This window comes from Klenkia taihuensis, assembly GCF_900112525.1.
Classification (GTDB): Bacteria; Actinomycetota; Actinomycetes; order Mycobacteriales; family Geodermatophilaceae; genus Klenkia; species Klenkia taihuensis.
The window spans coordinates 284,278-301,715 of the sequence record NZ_FOMD01000002.1 but is presented as its reverse complement, the minus strand read 5'-3'; the positions used below and the strand labels follow the sequence as shown (position 1 = coordinate 301,715).

Genomic DNA, 17,438 nt, shown 5'->3' with positions numbered 1-17,438 from the left:
GCGGGCGGGATGACAGCATCGCGTGCGTGCCCGGCGCCCTCGACGACCCGCAGACCCGCGCCGCGCTGGCCGCCACCCGGGCGGGCGCGGTGCGCTGGCTGGCCGGGGGAGCGGTGGCGCTGGTGCTGGCGGTGCTGCTCGGCGTCGCCACGGTGCAGGCGGCGTCCGACGGCGGCACCCGGCTGCCCTTCGCCGGCCTCGCGGTCGTCGCGCTGGTGCTGGGCGGCGTCGCCGCGCTGGTCGCCGGGGCCGGGTCGCTGCTGCGGGTGACCCGCTGGACCCGTGCGCTGGCCACCTCGCCCTGGCGGGCCGGCGCGCTGCGCATCGCCGGCCCGGCCACGCTGCGGGTCGCCACCCCCGAGGGGGACGTCGACCTGCGGCTGCAGTCGACCACGATCTGGCGCACCCGCGCCGTGCAGCGCCTGGACGAGCGCGAGGTGCAGGTGGCCGAGGTCGGCCGCGACCGCTGGGTGCTCACCGCCGACGGCGCCGGCACCCTCTACGGGGCCCGCCGGCCCTAGTCGGCGTCGGCGTGGGCCACGTGCCGCAGCTGGCCCCAGATGAGCACCACGAACACCGCCGACCCGGCGAAGGCGAACCAGAACGGCCCGGTCACCGACGTCTGCTGGGCGACCACCCCGCCCACGCCCGAGCCGATGACCAGCCCGCCGAACGTGCCGACCAGGTTCACGCTGCCCACCCGGCCCTGCAGGTGCCGGGGCACGGCGCGCTGCCGCACGGTGACCGACGTCGTCCCCCAGACGAAGGCGTGCGCGCCGAAGACCACGAACACCGGCATGGCCACCCACGGGCTGGTGGTCAGGGCCAGCGCCAGGTGGGTCAGGGTCTCCACGACCAGCCCGACCCGCATCAGGTTGCCCAGGCTGACCCGCCGGGTGATCCAGCCGTAGGCCGCGATGCCGGCGATGCCGCCCACCGCCTGCGCGGTGGTCACCAGCCCGAAGCCGACCTCGCCGAGCCCGAGCCGCTGGGTGGCGTAGAGGACCAGCACCGACCAGGCGGCCCCGAAGGTCACGTTGAACACGAAGATCGTGAGCACCAGCGTGCGGACGGCGGCGTGGTGCACCACCCACCGGAAGCCCTCGGCGATCTCGTGGTGCACCGGGCGGCGCTGCACGGGCTCGGCCGGCGGCAGCACGATCCGCGACACCAGCACCGCGCCCAGGGCCACCAGCACGGCGACCGCGCCGAACGCCCACGCCGCGCCGACGGTGAACAGCGCCGCGCCGAGCGGCGGCCCGGCGAGCTGGTTGACCGTGACGAACCCGGTGGTCATCCGGGCGTTGCCGACCGCCAGGTCGTCGCGGTGCACCAGGGTGGGCAGCAGGGTCTGCGAGGCGTTGTCGGCGAACACCTCCGCGGTGCCCAGCACGAACAGCGCGCCCAGCAGCGCACCGATGGTGACCAGGTCGGTGGCCACCGCCAGGGTGAGGACGGCGAGCACCCCGGCCCGCAGCAGGTCGACCAGCACCACCAGCAGCCGCCGGTCCACCCGGTCGGTGACGGCGCCGGCGACCAGGCCGAACAGCAGCGGCGGCAGCCACTGCACGCCGGCGGCCAGCGACACCAGGAACGGGTCACGGGTCAGCGAGGCGACCAGCAGGGGGCCGGCGGCCAGCGCGATGCCGTCGCCCAGGTTCGACGTCCAGGAGGAGGCCAGCAGCCAGCGGAAGCCGGTGCCCAGCCGGGCCGGCACCACGGTCTCCACGATGCGGCCCACGGGGAGGTGACCCTAGGCGGGTGCGGGCCACGTCGCACGCAGGTTGCGGCCGGGCTGGCGTGGGTGCCGGGGGGCGCGGTTGGATGCGGGACGATGGGCCCGAGCGCCGGCGGGAGGCCGGCCACGACGGCAGGAGTGCGCCATGGCCAAGAAGAACCCGAAGACGGCCCACCTGGTCGAGCCCACCTGGGGCCAGTCGACCGACGGCGGCCCGCCGCTGACCGAGCTGATCAGCGAGATGACCGGCTCGCTGTCGCCCTTCGGCGAGGACCACTCCTTCCCCCTGCCGGTCGAGCGGCTGCGCTACGCCCACCCCACCGACAAGCCGAACCGGGCCGGCGTCCAGCTGCGTCCCGAAGAGCGGGCATGACCGCCCCCGCGCTGCCGTCCTACACCAGCGGGACCTCGACGGTCCCCCTGCTGGGCGACACCATCGGGGCCAACCTGGACCGGACGGCAGCGCGGGTCGGCGAGCACGAGGCGCTCGTCGAGTGCGCCACCGGCCGCCGCTGGACCTACCCGCAGCTGGTGGCCGACGTCGACGCCTTCGCCCTCGGCCTGCACGCCCTCGGCGTGGCCAAGGGCGAGCGGGTCGGCATCTGGGCGCCCAACTGCGCCGAGTGGGTGTTCGTGCAGTACGGCACCGCCAAGCTCGGCGTCGTCCTGGTCAACATCAACCCGGCCTACCGCACCCACGAGCTGTCCTACGTGCTGCAGCAGGCCGGCATCTCGGTGCTGGTCGCGGCACCTGCGTTCAAGACCAGCGACTACCGCGCGATGGTGGCCGAGGTCCGGGACGAGTGCCCGGCGCTGCGCGAGGTGCTCTTCCTCGGCGACCCGGAGTGGCAGCAGCTGATGGACACCGGCCGGGCCGCCGACCGCGGGTTCCTGGCCGAGCGCGAGGCCGAGCTGAGCGCCGACGACCCGATCAACATCCAGTACACCTCCGGGACGACGGGCTTCCCGAAGGGCGCCACGCTCACCCACCACAACCTGCTCAACAACGGGTTCTTCGTCGGCGAGGGCTGCGGCTACACCGAGGCCGACCGGGTGTGCATCCCGGTGCCCTACTACCACTGCTTCGGCATGGGCATGGGCAACATCGGGGCCACCTCGCACGGCTCGACGATGGTCATCCCGGCGCCCGGGTTCGACCCGGCGCTGACCCTGCAGGCGGTGCAGGACGAGAAGTGCACCTCGCTGTACGGCGTCCCGACGATGTTCATCGCCGAGCTGGCGCTGCCCGACTTCGCCTCCTACGACCTGTCCAGCCTGCGCACCGGCATCATGGCCGGCTCGCCGTGCCCGGTGGAGGTCATGAAGCGCGTGGTCGACGAGATGGGCATGGCCGAGGTGACCATCTGCTACGGCATGACCGAGACCTCCCCGGTCTCCACCCAGACCGGCGCCGACGACGACCTGGACCGCCGCACCTCGACCGTCGGGCGCACCCACCCGCACCTGGAGAGCAAGGTCGTCGACCCCGAGACCGGGCTGACCGTGCCCCGCGGGACGCCGGGCGAGCTGTGCACCCGCGGCTACTCGGTGATGCTCGGCTACTGGGACGCCCCGGAGAAGACCGCCGAGGTCATCGACGCCGCCCGGTGGATGCACACCGGCGACCTCGCCGTGATGGACGCCGAGGGCTACCTCAACATCGTCGGCCGGATCAAGGACATGGTCATCCGCGGCGGGGAGAACGTGTACCCGCGCGAGGTCGAGGAGTTCCTGTACGGGCACCCCGACATCGCCGACGTGCAGGTCATCGGGGTGCCCGACACCAAGTACGGCGAGGAGCTGATGGCCTGGGTGCAGCTGCGCGCCGGCGCCCCCGAGCTCACCGCCGAGGCGCTCCGGGAGTTCTGCACCGGCAAGCTGGCGCACTACAAGGTGCCCCGCTACGTCAAGGTCGTCGACGGCTTCCCGATGACGGTCACCGGCAAGGTGCGCAAGGTCGAGATGCGGCAGGTGTCCACCGAGGAGCTCGGCCCGGCCGAGGTCGCCACCGCCTGACGGTCAGCCCGCCTTCGTGCGGGGGGCCAGCCGGGTGATGACCTTGGACAGCAGGTTGCCCACCACCACCCACACGATGGCGGCGATCAGCGCGTTCACCGTCTCGGCGATCTTCGGGTCCTCGGGGGTGAACAGGTCGCGGGTGAAGGCGCCCAGGTCGTCGCGCACCCCGGCGGTGAACTCGACGATCGGGTTGGCCGGGTTGGCCTCGAAGAGCACGAACACCGCGTACAGCACGATGAGCCCGCCGACGACCGAGGAGACCAGCCGCACGGCGGCGGCGATCGAGGTGACGACGCGGGACGCAGCGTTGCGGGCAGCCATGGCGGGCATCGTCGCATCCCGCGCCGGGCCCGGCCTACCCGCCGGTAACACGGGCGCCCACCGGCCCCGCAGCGGCTAGCCTGGGTCGCGGCGACCCGGCCGGGCCGCCTCCGAGGTGGAGCGAGGGATCGACGTGCCCAGCGGCAAGGTGAAGTGGTTCAACCCGGAGAAGGGCTTCGGCTTCCTCTCCCAGGAGGGTGGACCCGACGTGTTCGTGCACAAGGACGCGTTGCCCGCCGGCACCACCGAGCTCAAGCCCGGCCAGCGCGTGGAGTACGGCATCGTCGCCGGCCGCCGCGGTGACCAGGCGCTGCAGGTGACCGTCCTCGATCCGCTGCCCTCGGCGGTCGCCGGCACCCGCAAGAAGCCCGACGACCTGGTCCCGATCATCGAGGACCTCATCCGTCTGCTCGACGGCGTCGGCAACGGCCTGCGGCACGGCCGGCACCCCGACCGGCAGGCCGCGGCGAAGGTCGCCGCCGTGCTGCGGGCGGTGGCCACCGACCTGGAGGGCTAGCTGCTGGGGGCTGCGGGTTCCTCGCCGGAGCGGATGAAGCCGACCGGCCACGCCCCCGACAGCCCGCTGCACGCGCTGTCGTCGGAGTCCTCGACGACCACCAGGTAGTAGGCGGCCGGGACGGCGTCGGAGCTGTTGATGCCGGTGAAGGTCGGGGTGTCCTCGGGGACGTCGACCTCGCCCAGCAGGTCCTGCAGCTGGTCGTCGTAGACCTGCACGCTCCAGCCCTGCCGGGCCACCGCGTCCGGGACGGTCAGCGAGATGGTGGAGTCCGGCTGCACCTCGATGACCGGCGGCGTGCCGGCGTAGCGCTCGCCGGTGCCGTCCAGGCAGTACTGCGAGGGCTGCACCGTGACGTCCTGGCCGCCGCTCTGCACCCGCACCGTGGGCGGCGGCCCGCCCTGCTCGGCGGCGCCGCTGCTCCCGCCGGCGCCGCACCCGGCCACCAGCGCCAGGACGGCGGCCCCGCCGGCCGCCGTCGTCGCCACCCTGGTCATGCCCGCTCCCACCCCGTCGTCCGACCGCGGCCCCGGGCGGGACGGCGGTGGTGCCCCAGCCAGGCAACCAGACCTGTGGCCACCACCAGCAACCCGGAGGTGACGCCGAACGCCAGGGTCGGCAGCGTCGCCGGCAGCGCGATCCCCAGCCCGCCGCCGAGCACCCAGGCCAGCTGCAGCAGCGTCTCCGAGCGGGCGAAGGCCGAGGCGTGCTGGGCGCCGGGGACGTCGCGCTGGATGATCGCGTCCAGCGACACCTTGCCCAGGCCCGCGGCCAGCGCGGCCACCCCCGCGGTCACGGCGACCAGGGTCACGGAGAAGAAGACCGCGGCGGCCACCGCGCTCAGCACCGCCGCCACCGTGGACCACAGCACCAGGGTGTCGGGCGTGGCCCGGTGCAGGCGGGAGCCGATCGCCGTCCCCAGGAAGCTGCCCACCCCGGCCGCACCCGCGATCGCGCCCAGCGCCAGCGTCCGCTCCCAGCCGCCGGGCACCTCGGCCTGCACCAGGAACGCCGCGTAGATGGTCAGGAAGCCGCCCAGCACCCGCAGCAGCGAGGCGCTGCGCAGCGCGTCCACCACCGACGCGGCGACCCGCGGCCGGCCCCGGCGACCGGGCACCGGGATCTCCATCGTGGTGGTCAGCAGGTCGCTGGCCTCCTCGCCCGCGGGGACGTCGACGTGCTGCGGCAGCCGCAGCGCCAGCACCCCGGCCGCGGTGAACACCGCGGCGGTCGCCCACAGCAGCGGCGGGAACCCGGCCGACGCCGCGATGCCGGCGCCGACGCCGCCGAACACGCCCGCGGTGACCAGCCCGAACACCGACGTGCGGGCATTCGCGCTGGTCAGCGACATCGCCGGCGGGACCACCCGGGGGATGACCGCGGCCCGCAGCACGTTGTGCGCCTTGGACAGCACCAGCGCCCCCAGCGCCGCCGGGTACAGCCAGAGGCCGTCGAAGTTCGCCGCCATCACCAGCGCCAGCACCGCCCGGCCGACCAGGCTCGCGGCCATCGCCCAGCGGCGGCCGCGCTGCAGCCGGTCCAGCAGCGGACCCAGCAGCGGCGCGACCACCGCGAACGGCGCCATCGTGACCAGCAGGTACAGCGCCACGTTGCCGCGCTGGGCGTCGGTGGACGCGGCGAAGAACAGCGTGCCCGCCAGCGAGACCGCGATCATCGCGTCGCCGGCGGTGTGCAGCGCGTTGACCCACAGCACGTGCGCCAGGCCGCTGTCCCCGGCGCCGTCGGCCCGGCTGGCCGCGTTCACCCGCCGCACCGCCGCCACCGTCAGCTCCCGCGACCGGCGCGCCGCCACCCGGGTCACGGTCACCTTCGGCGGGCGCGCGCCCAGGCCCGGGGACGGCGGTGCCGCCGCCGGCTCGGGTGCCGGCGGGCGCCAGGTCTGCGGACCGGTCGGCGCGACCGGGTCCACCACCGTCGGGGAGTCGTCGCCGGGCAGCTGCATCGGTCGCGTCGGGGTGCGCCGCGCCCCGGCACCCGGCCGGTCGACCCGCGAGGGCCGGCCCCAGCGGCGGCGCGGCCGGATCACCGCTGCCCCCCGCGGACGGCCCAGCCCACGCGTCCGCTCACGCGCCCCATGGTGCCGCACCCGGTGCCCGCCACCGCGGACCTCACCCGGCCGGGGTCGCGGCCCCACCGGCCCGCACCGTCGTGGGGCACCATGGAGGGCGTGTCCGAGCACCTGCCCACCGCGCCCAGCCCCGTGCCGCCCCCCTCCGACGTGCTGACCGCCGCCGTGGAGACCGCCCGGGCCGCAGCGGTCGAGGTCGCCGGTGCCGCCGAGGAGGTCGGCGAGCACCTGGGCACCGCCCGCGAGGCCGTCCCCGACCAGGGCGTGCTCGGCGAGGTCCTCACCCACACCTTCGCCGCCGCCCTGCCCGGCTACGCCGGCTGGCACTGGGCCGTCACCCTCGCCCACGTCCCCGGCGACGAGCACGTCACCGTCGACGAGGTCGTGCTGCTGCCCGGCGACACCGCCCTGCTCGCCCCCGCCTGGGTGCCCTGGCACGAGCGCATCCGCCCCGGCGATCTCTCCGTCGGCGACGTCCTCCCCGTCACCGAGGACGACCCCCGCCTGGTCCCCGCCTACCTCGCCGACGACGACGCGGCCGCCGACCCCGCCGGCATGGTCGTCGCCCAGGAGATCGGCATCGGCCGCGAGCGCGTGCTCTCCGTCGAGGGCCGCCGCGGCGCCCTCGCCCGCTTCCGCGGCGGCGAGTTCGGCCCCGGCTCCGCCATGGCCCGGCACGCCCCCGGCACCTGCGGCGACTGCGCCTTCCTCATGCCGCTGGCCGGCTCCGTCCGCCTCGAGCTCGGCGTCTGCGCCAACGAGTACGCCCCCGCCGACGGCCACGTCGTCACCACCGACCACGGCTGCGGCGCGCACAGCGAGGCCAACCTGGTCACCGTCGACACGTCGGAGATCCAGCTGACGCCGCTGTACAACACCGACACCTACGACGACCTGTAGGACCGTCGCGCTGCGCGCTCCCACCGCGGCCGCCCCGGCTGGGCGCGGTGCGCTGAGCCCTCCCTGCGACTCCTACGGGTGACCCTGCGGGCCACCCGTCGTCGGCGCCCGCTCGTTGCGCTCGGGGTGGTCAGCCGTAGGGGCGTCCGCCTGGCCACCGGGATCGGGGTTCGTGGGGTTCTCGGGTGCCGCGTGGCAACGGGAACCGCGTTCTCGGCGGTGGGCCGAGGTGGAGGGCGCCCGATGTGACTCGTTGCTGGGTCGTCAGGGTCGGACCCCACGCCGAGTCACATGGTGCGGGGACCGCGGCTAGCCCTGCTTCTGCCAGCGCATGATGCCGAGGCCGCCGGCGGCGAGGACGAGGCCGCAGACGCAGGTCCAGGTCCAGACGCGGTCGACCCGGTCGCCGAGGAGCAGCACGACCACCAGGGCGACGGCCCACAGCACCATGCCGACCAGCACCACGCGGCGCGTCTCCACCCGCAGCGGGGGAGGGGAGGGGCGGGTCGGGGCGGGCACGCCGCGACTGTAACCAGAGCGCGACCTCAGAACCGGTTGTGCGTGGCACCCTGTCGCCGTGCCGGACGACACCGAGACCACCGACGCCGCCCCCAGCAGCGCCAAGCGCCGCAGCGCCGGGCCGCAGATGAAGCCCCGCAACGGGCTGGACCGCTACTTCTCCATCACCGCCCGGCGCTCCACCGTGGGCCGGGAGGTGCGCGGCGGGGTGGTCACGTTCTTCACGATGGCCTACATCGTGGTGCTCAACCCGATCATCCTGTCCGGCGCCGACGTCGACGGGAACACCCTCGACTTCGGCTCCGTCGCCGCGGTCACCGCGCTGGTCGCCGGGGTGCTGACCATCGTCATGGGCATCGTCGGCCGGTACCCCTTCGCCCTGGCCGCCGGGCTGGGCATCAACGCCGTGGTCGCCGCCTACGCGGCCACCCAGATGTCCTGGCCCGAGATCATGGGCCTGGTCGTCCTCGAGGGACTGTTGATCACCGTGCTGGTGATGACCGGCTTCCGCAAGGCCGTCTTCGAGGCCATCCCCGACCAGCTCAAGACCGCCATCGCCGTCGGCATCGGCTTCTTCATCGCCCTCATCGGCCTGGTCGACTCCGGCTTCGTCCGCCGCGCGCAGACCGGCACCGTGCCCATCACCTTCGGCATCGACGGCAGCCTGGCCAGCTGGCCGCAGCTGGTCTTCGTCATCGGCCTGCTGCTCACCGCCGTCCTCGTCGTCCGCAAGGTGCGCGGTGCGCTGCTCATCGGCCTGGTCGTGACCACCGTCGTCGCCGTCGTGGTCGAGGCGATCGCCCAGGTCGGCCCCACCTTCCTCGCCGACGGCTCGGTCAACCCCAAGGGCTGGGCGCTGCAGGTGCCCACGCTGCCCGACCAGGTCGTCGGGCTGCCCGACTTCTCCCAGATCGGCCAGTTCTCGCTGTTCGGCGGGTTCTCCCGGATCGGCGTCGTCGCCGCGCTGCTCATCGTCTTCGCGCTCATGCTCGCCGACTTCTTCGACACCGTCGGCTCGGTCACCGCGGTCGGCGCCGAGGCCGACCTGCTCGACGAGGACAAGAACCTGCCGCGCTCCCAGCCGGTGCTGCTGGTCGACTCGCTGGCCGCCGCGGCCGGCGGTGCGGCCAGCGTCTCCTCCAACACCACCTACGTGGAGTCCACCGCCGGGGTCGCCGACGGCGCCCGCACGGGCCTGGCCAGCGTCGTGACCGGTGCGCTGTTCCTGGTGGCCACGCTGTTCTCCCCGCTGGTGGACGTCGTCCCCTCCGAGGCGGCCTCGCCGATCCTGGTCATCGTCGGCGCGATCCTCATCGCCCAGGTCAAGAACCTGCACTGGGACGACCTGGCGCTGGCCATCCCGGCCTTCCTCACCATCGCGCTGATGCCCTTCACCTACTCGATCACCAACGGCATCGGCGCCGGCGTCATCAGCTACGTGGTGCTCATGGCCGCCACCGGGCGGGCGCGGCGGGTGCACGCGCTGATGTGGGTCGTCGGCGTGCTGTTCGTGGTCTACTTCGCGATCGAGCCCGTGCAGCAGCTGCTCTGAGCTGCCCGGCCGGGCTGGTACGTTGAGCCCGGCTAACTATTTCTCGATGAGGTGACACGTGGCGCGGACGACGCTGGACACCGCCGCCCTCGCGCACGACCTGCGGCTGGCGGTCATGCGGTTCTCCCGGCGGCTGCGCAACCAGCGCGTCGACACGTCGGTGACGCTCACCCACCTGGCCGCGCTGTCCACGCTCAAGCGGCACGGCGCGATGAGCCCGGGTGAGCTGGCCGGCCACGAGCGCGTGCAGCCGCCGTCCATGACCCGGGTCGTGGTGGCGCTGGAGGGCAAGGGCCTGGTCACCCGGACCCCGCACCCCACCGACCGGCGCCAGGTGATCATCGACCTCACCCCGGCCGCCGAGGCCCTCCTCACCGAGGAGGCGCGCGCCCGCGAGGCGTGGCTGTCGGGGAAGCTGCACGCCCTCCCGCCCGAGGACCGGGCGACCCTGCGGGAGGCCGCCCGCATCATGGACGAGCTCGCCGGAGGGTGAGCCAGGAGGCGACCGCACACGCCTGACCGCACGAGCACCGGCGAGACCAGCGCACCACGGCGCGCGGGGATGTTCCGCGCCCTGTCGGTGCACAACTTCCGGATCTACGTCAGCGCCAACCTGGTCTCGCTGACCGGCACGTGGATGCAGCGCATCGGCCAGGACTGGCTGGTGCTGCAGCTCTCCGGCGGCTCCGGCACCGCGCTCGGTGTGGTCACCGCCCTGCAGTTCGCCCCCACCCTGCTGCTCAGCTTCTACGGCGGTCTGCTGGCCGACCGCTACGACAAGCGCCGGATGCTGATGGTCACCCAGACCGTCCTCGGCCTGCTCGCCCTCGCCCTCGCCGTGCTCGTCGCCACCGGGGTGATCGCCCTGTGGCACGTGTTCGCCCTCGCCCTGCTCCTGGGCGCGGTCAGCTCCCTGGACACCCCCGCCCGGCAGTCCTTCGTGTCGGAGATGGTCGGCCCGGCCTACCTCGGCAACGCGGTGAGCCTGAACTCCACCGTGTTCAACGGTGCCCGGCTCGTCGGCCCGGCCGTCGCCGGCGGGCTGATCGCGGTCTCCGGCGGCAACACGGCCCCGGCGTTCTTCGTCAACGCCGCCAGCTTCGCCGCCACCATCGCCGCGCTGGCCCTGATGCGCGACGGGGAGCTGCAGCGCAGCGCCCCCGTCGCCCGCGCCCGGGGTCAGCTGCGGGCCGCGCTGACCTACACCCGCGACCACCCGGACCTGCAGCTGGCGATGCTGCTGGCCTTCGTCGTCGGCACCTTCGGGTTCAACTCCCAGATCACCGTCGCGCTCATGGCCACCGAGGTCTTCGGGCTGGGGGCCGGGTCCTTCGGCCTGCTCTCCACCGCCTTCGCCGTGGGCTCGCTGACCGGCGCGCTGGTCTCCACCCGCCGCGACTCCCGCCCGCTGCAGCGCTTCCTCGTCGTGGCCGCGGGCGTCTTCGGCGCGATCACCGTGGTCAGCGGGCTGATGCCGACCGTGTGGGCCTACGGGCTGCTGCTGGTGCCCTGCGGTGCGGCCGGCCTGGTGTTCAGCGTGGCCTGCAACAGCTTCGTGCAGCTGGGCGTCGAGCCGCAGATGCGCGGCCGGATCCTGGCGCTGTACTTCATGTGCTTCATGGGCGGCACCCCGGTCGGGGCGCCGGTGGTCGGCTGGGTGTCGTCGCACCTGGGCGCGCGGTGGGGCCTGGTGTCCAGCGGCCTGGTGGTGCTGGTCGCCGCCGTCGTGGTCGGCGCGGTGCTCTCCCGCGGCCGCCACGTCCGGCTGGAGGCGCACGTGGTCCCGCCGAGCGTGCGTCTGCACGTCGACCCGCCGGTCGCCGTCCCCGCCGCGCCGCAGGCCGCCGCGGTCGTCGAGGAGGCCGCCGGCGAGGCCCCGGGGACGGCGGCCGGGCCGCGCCGCTGAGCCCGCGATTGTGGGCGCGGTCACCGGTGACCTACCGTGCGGGCATGTCGCCGGAGCCCGCCGTCCCCTGGCCGGTGCAGCTGGCGCTCGTGCTGGCCATGGTGCTCGCGATGGTCTGGCTGATGGACCTCTCGCTGCGGCTGTTCACCGGCCAGGCCCGGTTGCCGCGGCGCCGCCGCACCGACCGCCGGCGGGTGCGCCGTCCGGCCCGGCGGCCCGACACCGACCGGGCCCCGCTCGGGGCGCCCCCGGTGGCCCCCGACCGCCGGGCGGTGCAGGCCGTCGCGGCCGACCTGCGCCGGCTGCGCCGCGAGCTGTCGCTGGTGGCCACCGGCTCGGCCGCCCACCGGGCCGGTGTGCTCGCCGCCTACGACGACGTGCTGGTCGAGGCCGCGGGGGCGCTCGAGGTGCCGCACCGGCTGCGCGACGCCGCGCCCGGCGAGGACCGCGAGGTCGAGCGGCTGCGGCTGGCGGCCGCGCTCGCCGACGCCGGCCTGGTGGTCAGCGACCCCCGGGACCGCGGCTGAGCGCAGGGCGGCTGTTCACCGGCGTCGCGCCGCCCCCGGCGGTCGTGCGGGCGCTCACCGCGGCCGTGGACGGCGTCCGCGACGACCCGGGGGCACCGCGCTGGTCGGACCCCGCCGACCTGCACATCACGCTCGCCTTCCTCGGGGAGGTGCCCGGTGCACGGGTGGCCGGCCTGCTCGGCGCGCTGGGCCCGGTGGCCGCCGGCGCCCCGCCGGCCACCCTGCAGCTGACCGGCGCGGGCACCTTCGGCCGGCGCCCGCGGGTGCTGTGGGCCGGCGTCGGCGGCGACGTCGACGTGCTCGGCGCGCTGGCCGGCCGGGTCGCCGCCGCCGCGCGGCACGCCGGTGTCCCGGTCGAGGACCGGCCGTTCCTCCCGCACCTCACCCTCGGGCGCTGGCCCGGGTCGGGGACGGCGGCCACTCCGCTGCCCGACCGGCTGCCCGGCCCGCACGGCCCGCCGTGGCGGCCGGCCGCCCTGGTGCTGTGGCGCAGCCGCCCCGGCACCCGGTACGAGCGGTTGGCCGGGTGGCCGCTGGGCGGGTCCGGCCCGGTGGCACGCTGACCCCGTGCCGCAGAGCTTCGACGCCGCCACCGCGCTGACCCCCGCCGAGGGCGGGTTCACCGCCGAGCTCGACGCCGGCTGGGACGTCGGCGGGGGAGTGGTCAACGGCGGCTACCTGCTCGCGGTGGTCGCCCGGGCCGCGGTCGAGGTGTCCCCGCACGCCCACCCGGTGGCCCTGTCGGCGTCCTACCTGCGCGCGCCGTCGCCCGGCCCGGCCACCGTCTCGGTCACCGCCGGCCCGGCCGGCCGGACGCTGCAGCACGGATCGGCGGTGCTCGGGGACGCCGGCGGCCCCGCCGTCCCGGTGCAGTGGACGACGGGGACCCTGCACGACGTCCCCGCCGAGCACGCCGTGCCGCCGCCGGCCGCCACCCCGGTCGAGGACTGCTTCTCCGTCGCCGAGAACGCCCACCTGGCCCCGCCCGGGCTGACCGTGCCCGGCATCTCGCGGCAGATGGAGACCCGGCTGGACCCGCTGACCGCCGGGTGGGTGCTCGGCCAGCCCTCCACCGAACCGGTGGTGCGGGCCTGGGTGCGCTTCACCGACGGCCGGGAGCCCGACCCGCTGGGTCTGGTCGCCTTCACCGACGTGCTGCCGCCGAGCTCATGGGCCACCGGCCGCACGGGCTGGGCCCCGACCGTGCAGCTGCAGACCCTGGTGCGGGCGCTGCCGGCGCCGGGCTGGTGCCTGGTCGAGGCCCGCGGCAACGAGGTCTCCGACGGCTGGGTGGACGAGGACTACCGGGTGTGGGACTCGACCGGCCGCTTGGTGGCGCAGTCCCGTCAGCTCGCCCGCACCCCGCGCTGAGCCCGGGTCAGGCGTCCTCGCGCAGCACTGACGACGGGTCCGCCCGGTCGGCCGAGCGCTGGGCGTACAGGGCCGCCCCGGCGGCCACGGCCAGGGCCGCGACGACGGTGAGCGCCACGGCGGGCACGGGCACGTCCAGCAGCGGGGTGGGCGGGCGGAGCAGGTCGACGTCCAGCCGCCGGTACACCGCGGCCACGGCGCCGACCGCGAGCACCCCGCCGACGAGCACCCCGGCGGCCGCCACCCCGACCAGCTCCACCAGCAGCGACCGCAGGTGCGCCGCCCGGCTCAGCCCCAGCCGGCGGGCCATCACGTAGCCGCTGACCCGTGACCTGGACCGGGCCTCCAGGTAGAGCAGCAGCCCCGCGGCGCCGATGACGCCGGCGAACACGGCGAGGGCGGAGAGGTAGCCGAAGGTCCAGGTGATGCCGAGGAAGTTCGCCGTCCGCTGGACGTCGGCGGGCACGGTGTCCAGCACCCGCACCGCGCCGGCGTCCCGCAGCGCGGTGGCGGCGGTCGCGACGTCGCCGTCCGTCCAGCGCTCGACGGCCTGGTCCGAGCCGGCCGACGGCGGCACCTGGGGCAGCCGGGAGCGGTCGACCAGGACGACGGGGTCGGCGGTGCGGCGGCCGGGCAGCACGTCGGCGGTGGCCACCACATCGACGTCGACGGGCACGTTCCCCAGCCGCAGCTCGTAGGGCCCGGTGGGCAGCCCGGCGGCCACCACGGGCACGGTCGCGGTCTCCCGCGTCAGGTCGGTGACCAGGTCCTGCAGCGGCCGGTCGGCGAAGGAGCCGACCCAGAACGCGCTGCCGGCGAAGGTGGCCGGGTCGACGGCGAGGGTCTGCACGTCGGTGCCCGCACCGCCGGCCGAGGTCAGCGAGGAGTTGCCGAACCGCAGCACGGTGGTGCCGTCGGACCCGGTGACGGCGGCGGGGTCGACCCGGGTGGCGGTGGAGGCGTAGGCCCCGGCGCCCAGCTGCACGCCGACCTTGGCGTCCAGGGTCGCCCGCGAGCTGGCGGTGAGCGTGGCGGTGTACCCCAGCACGGCCACCGGCAGCGCGATCGCGACCAGCAGTGTGGCGGTCGCCGCCCGCGCGGCCACCAGCCGGTTGACCGCGAGGAACACCGGCGGGCGGCGCCGGCCGGCCCAGCGGCGCAGCCGCGGGAGCGCGGCGGTGAGCACCCGGGCCAGCAGCACCGCCGCGCCGGCCACGGCCAGCAGGGGGAAGGCCACCAGCAGCCCGTTGACCTGCGCGACGCCGGCCTGCGAGACGACGGCGTCGCGGCCCTCCAGCAGCACCCAGCACCAGCCCGCGGCGACCAGCAGCGCGAGCTCCCAGGGCACCCGGGAGGGCCAGCGCGGCGCGGCGCCCAGCGGGCGCTCCGCGGTGCCGCGTGCCCGCAGCCCGGCCACCGCGGCGGCCGCGCCGAGCCCGACGACGAACGCGGCGACCCCGGCCCACAGCGCGGCGGTGGTGGCGGCGGGGTCGAGCTCGGGTGCGGGGCCCAGGCCGCCGACCAGCAGCCGGGACGCCGCCCAGCCGATCGCGGCGCCGGCCAGCGCGGGCAGGCCGAGCTCGAGGGCGGCCTTGGCGGCCAGCGGCACCGGGCCCACCCCGCGGGCGGCCAGCAGCCGCACCTCGGTGGCCCGCCGGTCGGCCCAGAAGCTGCCGGCGGCGGCGACCAGCACCAGCGCCAGCAGCCCACCCGCGACGGCCACCGGGACGACGGGCCCGCGCAGCCCGCTCTCCAGGACCTCGGCCCGGCCGGCGGCGTCGGCCAGCCGGGGGTCGGCACCCTTCCCGCCGTCGTCGGGCGGGACGTCGGGCAGCCGGGCGAGCGCCCGGTCGGTCGCGGCGCCGAGGGCAGCGGCCCGGCTGCTGGTCAGCGTGCCGCCGTCCACCTCGACCTGCGCCGACGACTGCAGCGAGCCGCGCGCCGCGACGGCCAGGTCGACCAGGGTCTGCTCGTCGCCGGCCAGCAGGAGCGCCGGCGGCGGGGTGTCGGCGCTGGTGGCGTTGGTGAACAGGTCCTCGTAGTCGCACCAGTACTCGTCGGGGACGGTGTCGAACAGGTCGGTGTAGATGCCGGCGACCGGGGTCGGGACGCCTCCGACGGCGAGGGTGCCGCCGGCGACGACCCCGGCCGCCTGCGCGTAGCTGGCCGGCACCCAGACGCCGTCGCCGCCCCCGTCGTCGAGCACGTCGACGTGCTCCAACGCCCCCGGCCGCCAGAACAGCGTCGCCGGCTGGCTCAGCGCCGCACCGTCGGCCCCGGCCACCGGGACGCCCTGCTGGCGGTTCCCCCCGGCGCCCAGGGCCGACCCGACGAGCAGGGCGGGGACGGAGGCCCTGCCCTCGGCCGCCCAGGCCTCCTGCGGGGCGGCGGCCAGACCGGCGGCCCGGTCGCCGACCGGTGCGGCGACCCCGACGCCCACCTCCGGCCAGGACGCCTCGGCGCACTGCGGGGCCAGCTGCTGCTGCAGAGCGGCCGAGCGGGCGGAGGACAGGAACAGCGGGGCGCTGGCCACCGCGCACGCCAGGATCGCCGTCGTCACCAGCACGGCGAGGACGGCGGCGGGCTGGCGCAGCCCGAGCAGCGGCGCCCGCGACCACGGCGGCAGCAGCCTCACGACGGCGCCCCGGCGGCCAGCCGGCCGTCGCGCATCGACACCACGCGGTCGGCGCGGGACCAGGCGACCTCGTCGTGGGTGGCCAGCAGCACGGCGCTGCCGTCGAGCGCGGCGTCGCGCAGGGCGTCCAGCAGCGCGTCGGCGTGGTCGCGGTCCTGGTGCGCGGTGGGCTCGTCGGCCAGCAGCAGGGCGGGGCGCAGCACGAGGGCCCGGGCGACGGCGGCCCGTTGCTGCTCGCCGAGGGAGGCCTGGTGCGGGTAGCGGTCGGCCAGGTGCTCCAGGCCGAAGTCGGCCATCAGCCGGTGCGCCAGCGGCACCGGGTCGCCGGGTGCGTCGGTGCGGGTGGTCCGGTGCCGACGCAGGCGCGCGGGCAGCAGTACGTTGTCCAGCAGGGAGAGGTCGGCGACCAGGCCGAGGGCCTGCGGCACCAGGGCGAGGTCCGACCAGCCGCGGTCGACCGCCGCCGCGGGTTCCAGGGTGCCCTCGTCGGGGGTCTCCCAGCCGCACAGCACCGCCAGCAGCGTGGACTTGCCCGACCCCGAGGGCCCGACCAGCGCGACGAACTCCCCGCCGGCGACGGCCAGGTCGACCCCGGCGAGCGCCGTGACGGTCTCGGTGCCCCGGGTGAACCGCTTGACCACCCCGTGCGCGGCGAACCCGGTCACGCCAGCCGACCCTGCTCGAGGCGGACGAAGCCGTCGGCGACGGCCATCACCCGCGGGTCGTGGCTGGACACCACGAAGGCGACGCCGTCGGCCGCCAGGGCCTCCATGGCCTCCAGCACCCGGACGGCGGCGGCCGTGTCGAGCTCGGCGGTGGGCTCGTCGGCCACCACCAGCGCGGGCCCGCCGACCACGCCGCAGGCCACCGCCAGCCGCTGCTGCTCGCCACCGGAGAGCTGGGCGGGCCGGTGGCCGCCGCGGTCGCCCAGGCCCAGCCGCTCGAGCAGGGCCGCCACCTCGGCGTCGCCCACGTGCGCCCCGCGCAGGTCGGCGGCCAACCGCACCTGCTCGGTGGCGGTCAGGTAGGGCAGCAGGTTGTGGCCCGGGCGCTGGAACAGGTAGGAGACGTGCCGGCGGCGCAGCCGGCGCCGGCCGCGCGCGCCGAGGTCGTCGACCCGGTGGCCGCCGACGTGCACCGTGCCGGCGTCGGGGGAGTCCACGCAGGCCAGCAGGCGCAGCAGCGAGCTCTTGCCCGACCCCGACGGGCCGACCACGCAGGTGACGCGTGCCCGCGGGATGTCGACGGTGACGTCGGTGAGCGCGGGAACCGACTCGGTCGCGGTGCGGTAGGTCTTGACCACGTCCCGGCAGGCGGCGGCGGGCCCCGGGACGTCGGTCATCG

General features: G+C 76.0%; 19 protein-coding genes. 11 read left to right on the top strand and 8 right to left on the bottom strand.

What is annotated here, in order from left to right:
* The first annotated feature begins 26 nt into the window (after nt 1-26).
* Nucleotides 27-521 (top strand): hypothetical protein, encoded by a 495-nt coding sequence (locus BM158_RS09370; protein ID WP_091557072.1) that lies wholly within the window; start codon nt 27-29, stop codon nt 519-521.
* Here the strand turns inward: BM158_RS09370 and BM158_RS09365 are convergent.
* Nucleotides 518-1,741: an MFS transporter gene (locus tag BM158_RS09365; RefSeq protein ID WP_091557068.1), complete on the bottom strand. Its 1,224-nt coding sequence runs from the start codon at nt 1,739-1,741 to the stop codon at nt 518-520. The genes BM158_RS09370 and BM158_RS09365 overlap by 4 nt on opposite strands.
* A gap of 142 nt (nt 1,742-1,883) precedes the next feature.
* Here BM158_RS09365 and BM158_RS09360 point away from each other — a divergent pair, with 142 nt between their 5' ends.
* Both BM158_RS09360 and BM158_RS09355 read left to right on the top strand, forming a co-directional pair.
* Nucleotides 1,884-2,111, top strand: a complete 228-nt coding sequence (locus BM158_RS09360; RefSeq protein ID WP_091557065.1) for a hypothetical protein — start codon at nt 1,884-1,886, stop codon at nt 2,109-2,111.
* A complete protein-coding gene (locus BM158_RS09355; RefSeq protein ID WP_091557061.1) occupies nt 2,108-3,754 on the top strand; it encodes an AMP-binding protein in 1,647 nt (548 codons plus the stop codon). The genes BM158_RS09360 and BM158_RS09355 overlap by 4 nt, the downstream gene beginning before the upstream one ends.
* A 3-nt stretch (nt 3,755-3,757) precedes the next feature.
* On the opposite strand, the gene BM158_RS09350 is transcribed toward BM158_RS09355, so the two are convergent.
* Nucleotides 3,758-4,078: a hypothetical protein gene (locus tag BM158_RS09350; protein ID WP_091057530.1), complete on the bottom strand. Its 321-nt coding sequence runs from the start codon at nt 4,076-4,078 to the stop codon at nt 3,758-3,760.
* 133 nt (nt 4,079-4,211) lie between these two features.
* Here BM158_RS09350 and BM158_RS22960 point away from each other — a divergent pair, with 133 nt between their 5' ends.
* A complete protein-coding gene (locus tag BM158_RS22960) occupies nt 4,212-4,595 on the top strand; it encodes a cold-shock protein (protein WP_091557057.1) in 384 nt (127 codons plus the stop codon).
* Here the strand turns inward: BM158_RS22960 and BM158_RS09340 are convergent.
* Both BM158_RS09340 and BM158_RS09335 read right to left on the bottom strand, forming a co-directional pair.
* Nucleotides 4,592-5,092: a DUF2771 family protein gene (locus BM158_RS09340; protein ID WP_091557054.1), complete on the bottom strand. Its 501-nt coding sequence runs from the start codon at nt 5,090-5,092 to the stop codon at nt 4,592-4,594. The two genes, BM158_RS22960 and BM158_RS09340, sit on opposite strands and share 4 nt — an antisense overlap.
* Complete coding sequence (locus BM158_RS09335; RefSeq protein ID WP_229827727.1) at nt 5,089-6,642, bottom strand: MFS transporter; 1,554 nt, start codon at nt 6,640-6,642, stop codon at nt 5,089-5,091. Before BM158_RS09335 ends, BM158_RS09340 begins: the two co-directional genes overlap by 4 nt.
* A gap of 141 nt (nt 6,643-6,783) precedes the next feature.
* On the opposite strand from BM158_RS09335, the gene BM158_RS09330 reads away from it, so the two are divergent.
* Nucleotides 6,784-7,584 carry a DUF3027 domain-containing protein gene (locus BM158_RS09330; protein WP_229827728.1) on the top strand — a complete coding sequence of 267 codons (801 nt, stop codon included), beginning with the start codon at nt 6,784-6,786 and terminating at the stop codon, nt 7,582-7,584.
* A gap of 309 nt (nt 7,585-7,893) precedes the next feature.
* On the opposite strand, the gene BM158_RS09325 is transcribed toward BM158_RS09330, so the two are convergent.
* The gene (locus BM158_RS09325; protein ID WP_091557050.1) at nt 7,894-8,103 is read right to left on the bottom strand and encodes a DUF2530 domain-containing protein; all 210 of its coding nucleotides are present in this window, start codon (nt 8,101-8,103) and stop codon (nt 7,894-7,896) included.
* 58 nt (nt 8,104-8,161) lie between these two features.
* Here BM158_RS09325 and BM158_RS09320 point away from each other — a divergent pair, with 58 nt between their 5' ends.
* From BM158_RS09320 to BM158_RS09295, 6 genes are all read left to right on the top strand, one after another.
* Nucleotides 8,162-9,655: an NCS2 family permease gene (locus BM158_RS09320; protein ID WP_229827729.1), complete on the top strand. Its 1,494-nt coding sequence runs from the start codon at nt 8,162-8,164 to the stop codon at nt 9,653-9,655.
* 58 nt (nt 9,656-9,713) lie between these two features.
* Nucleotides 9,714-10,148: a MarR family winged helix-turn-helix transcriptional regulator gene (locus tag BM158_RS09315; protein WP_091557047.1), complete on the top strand. Its 435-nt coding sequence runs from the start codon at nt 9,714-9,716 to the stop codon at nt 10,146-10,148.
* A 69-nt stretch (nt 10,149-10,217) separates the two neighbouring features.
* Nucleotides 10,218-11,561, top strand: a complete 1,344-nt coding sequence (locus BM158_RS09310) for an MFS transporter (RefSeq protein ID WP_091557043.1) — start codon at nt 10,218-10,220, stop codon at nt 11,559-11,561.
* A gap of 44 nt (nt 11,562-11,605) precedes the next feature.
* Entirely contained in the window at nt 11,606-12,088 is a 483-nt protein-coding gene (locus BM158_RS21495) for a hypothetical protein (protein WP_131802006.1), read from the top strand.
* Nucleotides 12,085-12,651: an RNA 2',3'-cyclic phosphodiesterase gene (gene thpR, locus BM158_RS09300; protein WP_091558629.1), complete on the top strand. Its 567-nt coding sequence runs from the start codon at nt 12,085-12,087 to the stop codon at nt 12,649-12,651. The genes BM158_RS21495 and thpR overlap by 4 nt, the downstream gene beginning before the upstream one ends.
* Before the next feature lie 4 nt (nt 12,652-12,655).
* On the top strand, nt 12,656-13,459 hold the full coding sequence (locus tag BM158_RS09295; protein WP_091557036.1) for a thioesterase family protein: 804 nt from the start codon (nt 12,656-12,658) through the stop codon (nt 13,457-13,459).
* 7 nt (nt 13,460-13,466) lie between these two features.
* On the opposite strand, the gene BM158_RS09290 is transcribed toward BM158_RS09295, so the two are convergent.
* Genes BM158_RS09290 through BM158_RS09285 form a run of 3 tightly spaced genes read right to left on the bottom strand, consistent with a single transcriptional unit; the run spans nt 13,467 to nt 17,436 of the window.
* Nucleotides 13,467-16,094: an FtsX-like permease family protein gene (locus BM158_RS09290; protein ID WP_109504840.1), complete on the bottom strand. Its 2,628-nt coding sequence runs from the start codon at nt 16,092-16,094 to the stop codon at nt 13,467-13,469.
* A complete protein-coding gene (locus BM158_RS21340; protein WP_109504839.1) occupies nt 16,091-16,759 on the bottom strand; it encodes an ATP-binding cassette domain-containing protein in 669 nt (222 codons plus the stop codon). Before BM158_RS21340 ends, BM158_RS09290 begins: the two co-directional genes overlap by 4 nt.
* Complete coding sequence (locus BM158_RS09285) at nt 16,756-17,436, bottom strand: ABC transporter ATP-binding protein (protein WP_091557029.1); 681 nt, start codon at nt 17,434-17,436, stop codon at nt 16,756-16,758. The genes BM158_RS21340 and BM158_RS09285 overlap by 4 nt, the downstream gene beginning before the upstream one ends.
* Nucleotides 17,437-17,438 lie beyond the last annotated feature (2 nt).

Coding starts and splice junctions, on each gene's coding strand:
- BM158_RS09310 (WP_091557043.1), top strand. CDS start 10,218: ATGTTCCGCGCCCTGTCGGTGCACAACTTCCGGATCTACGTCAGCGCC.
- BM158_RS09285 (WP_091557029.1), bottom strand. CDS start 17,436: ATGACCGACGTCCCGGGGCCCGCCGCCGCCTGCCGGGACGTGGTCAAG.
- BM158_RS09340 (WP_091557054.1), bottom strand. CDS start 5,092: ATGACCAGGGTGGCGACGACGGCGGCCGGCGGGGCCGCCGTCCTGGCG.
- BM158_RS09350 (WP_091057530.1), bottom strand. CDS start 4,078: ATGGCTGCCCGCAACGCTGCGTCCCGCGTCGTCACCTCGATCGCCGCC.
- BM158_RS09360 (WP_091557065.1), top strand. CDS start 1,884: ATGGCCAAGAAGAACCCGAAGACGGCCCACCTGGTCGAGCCCACCTGG.
- BM158_RS21495 (WP_131802006.1), top strand. CDS start 11,606: ATGTCGCCGGAGCCCGCCGTCCCCTGGCCGGTGCAGCTGGCGCTCGTG.
- BM158_RS09355 (WP_091557061.1), top strand. CDS start 2,108: ATGACCGCCCCCGCGCTGCCGTCCTACACCAGCGGGACCTCGACGGTC.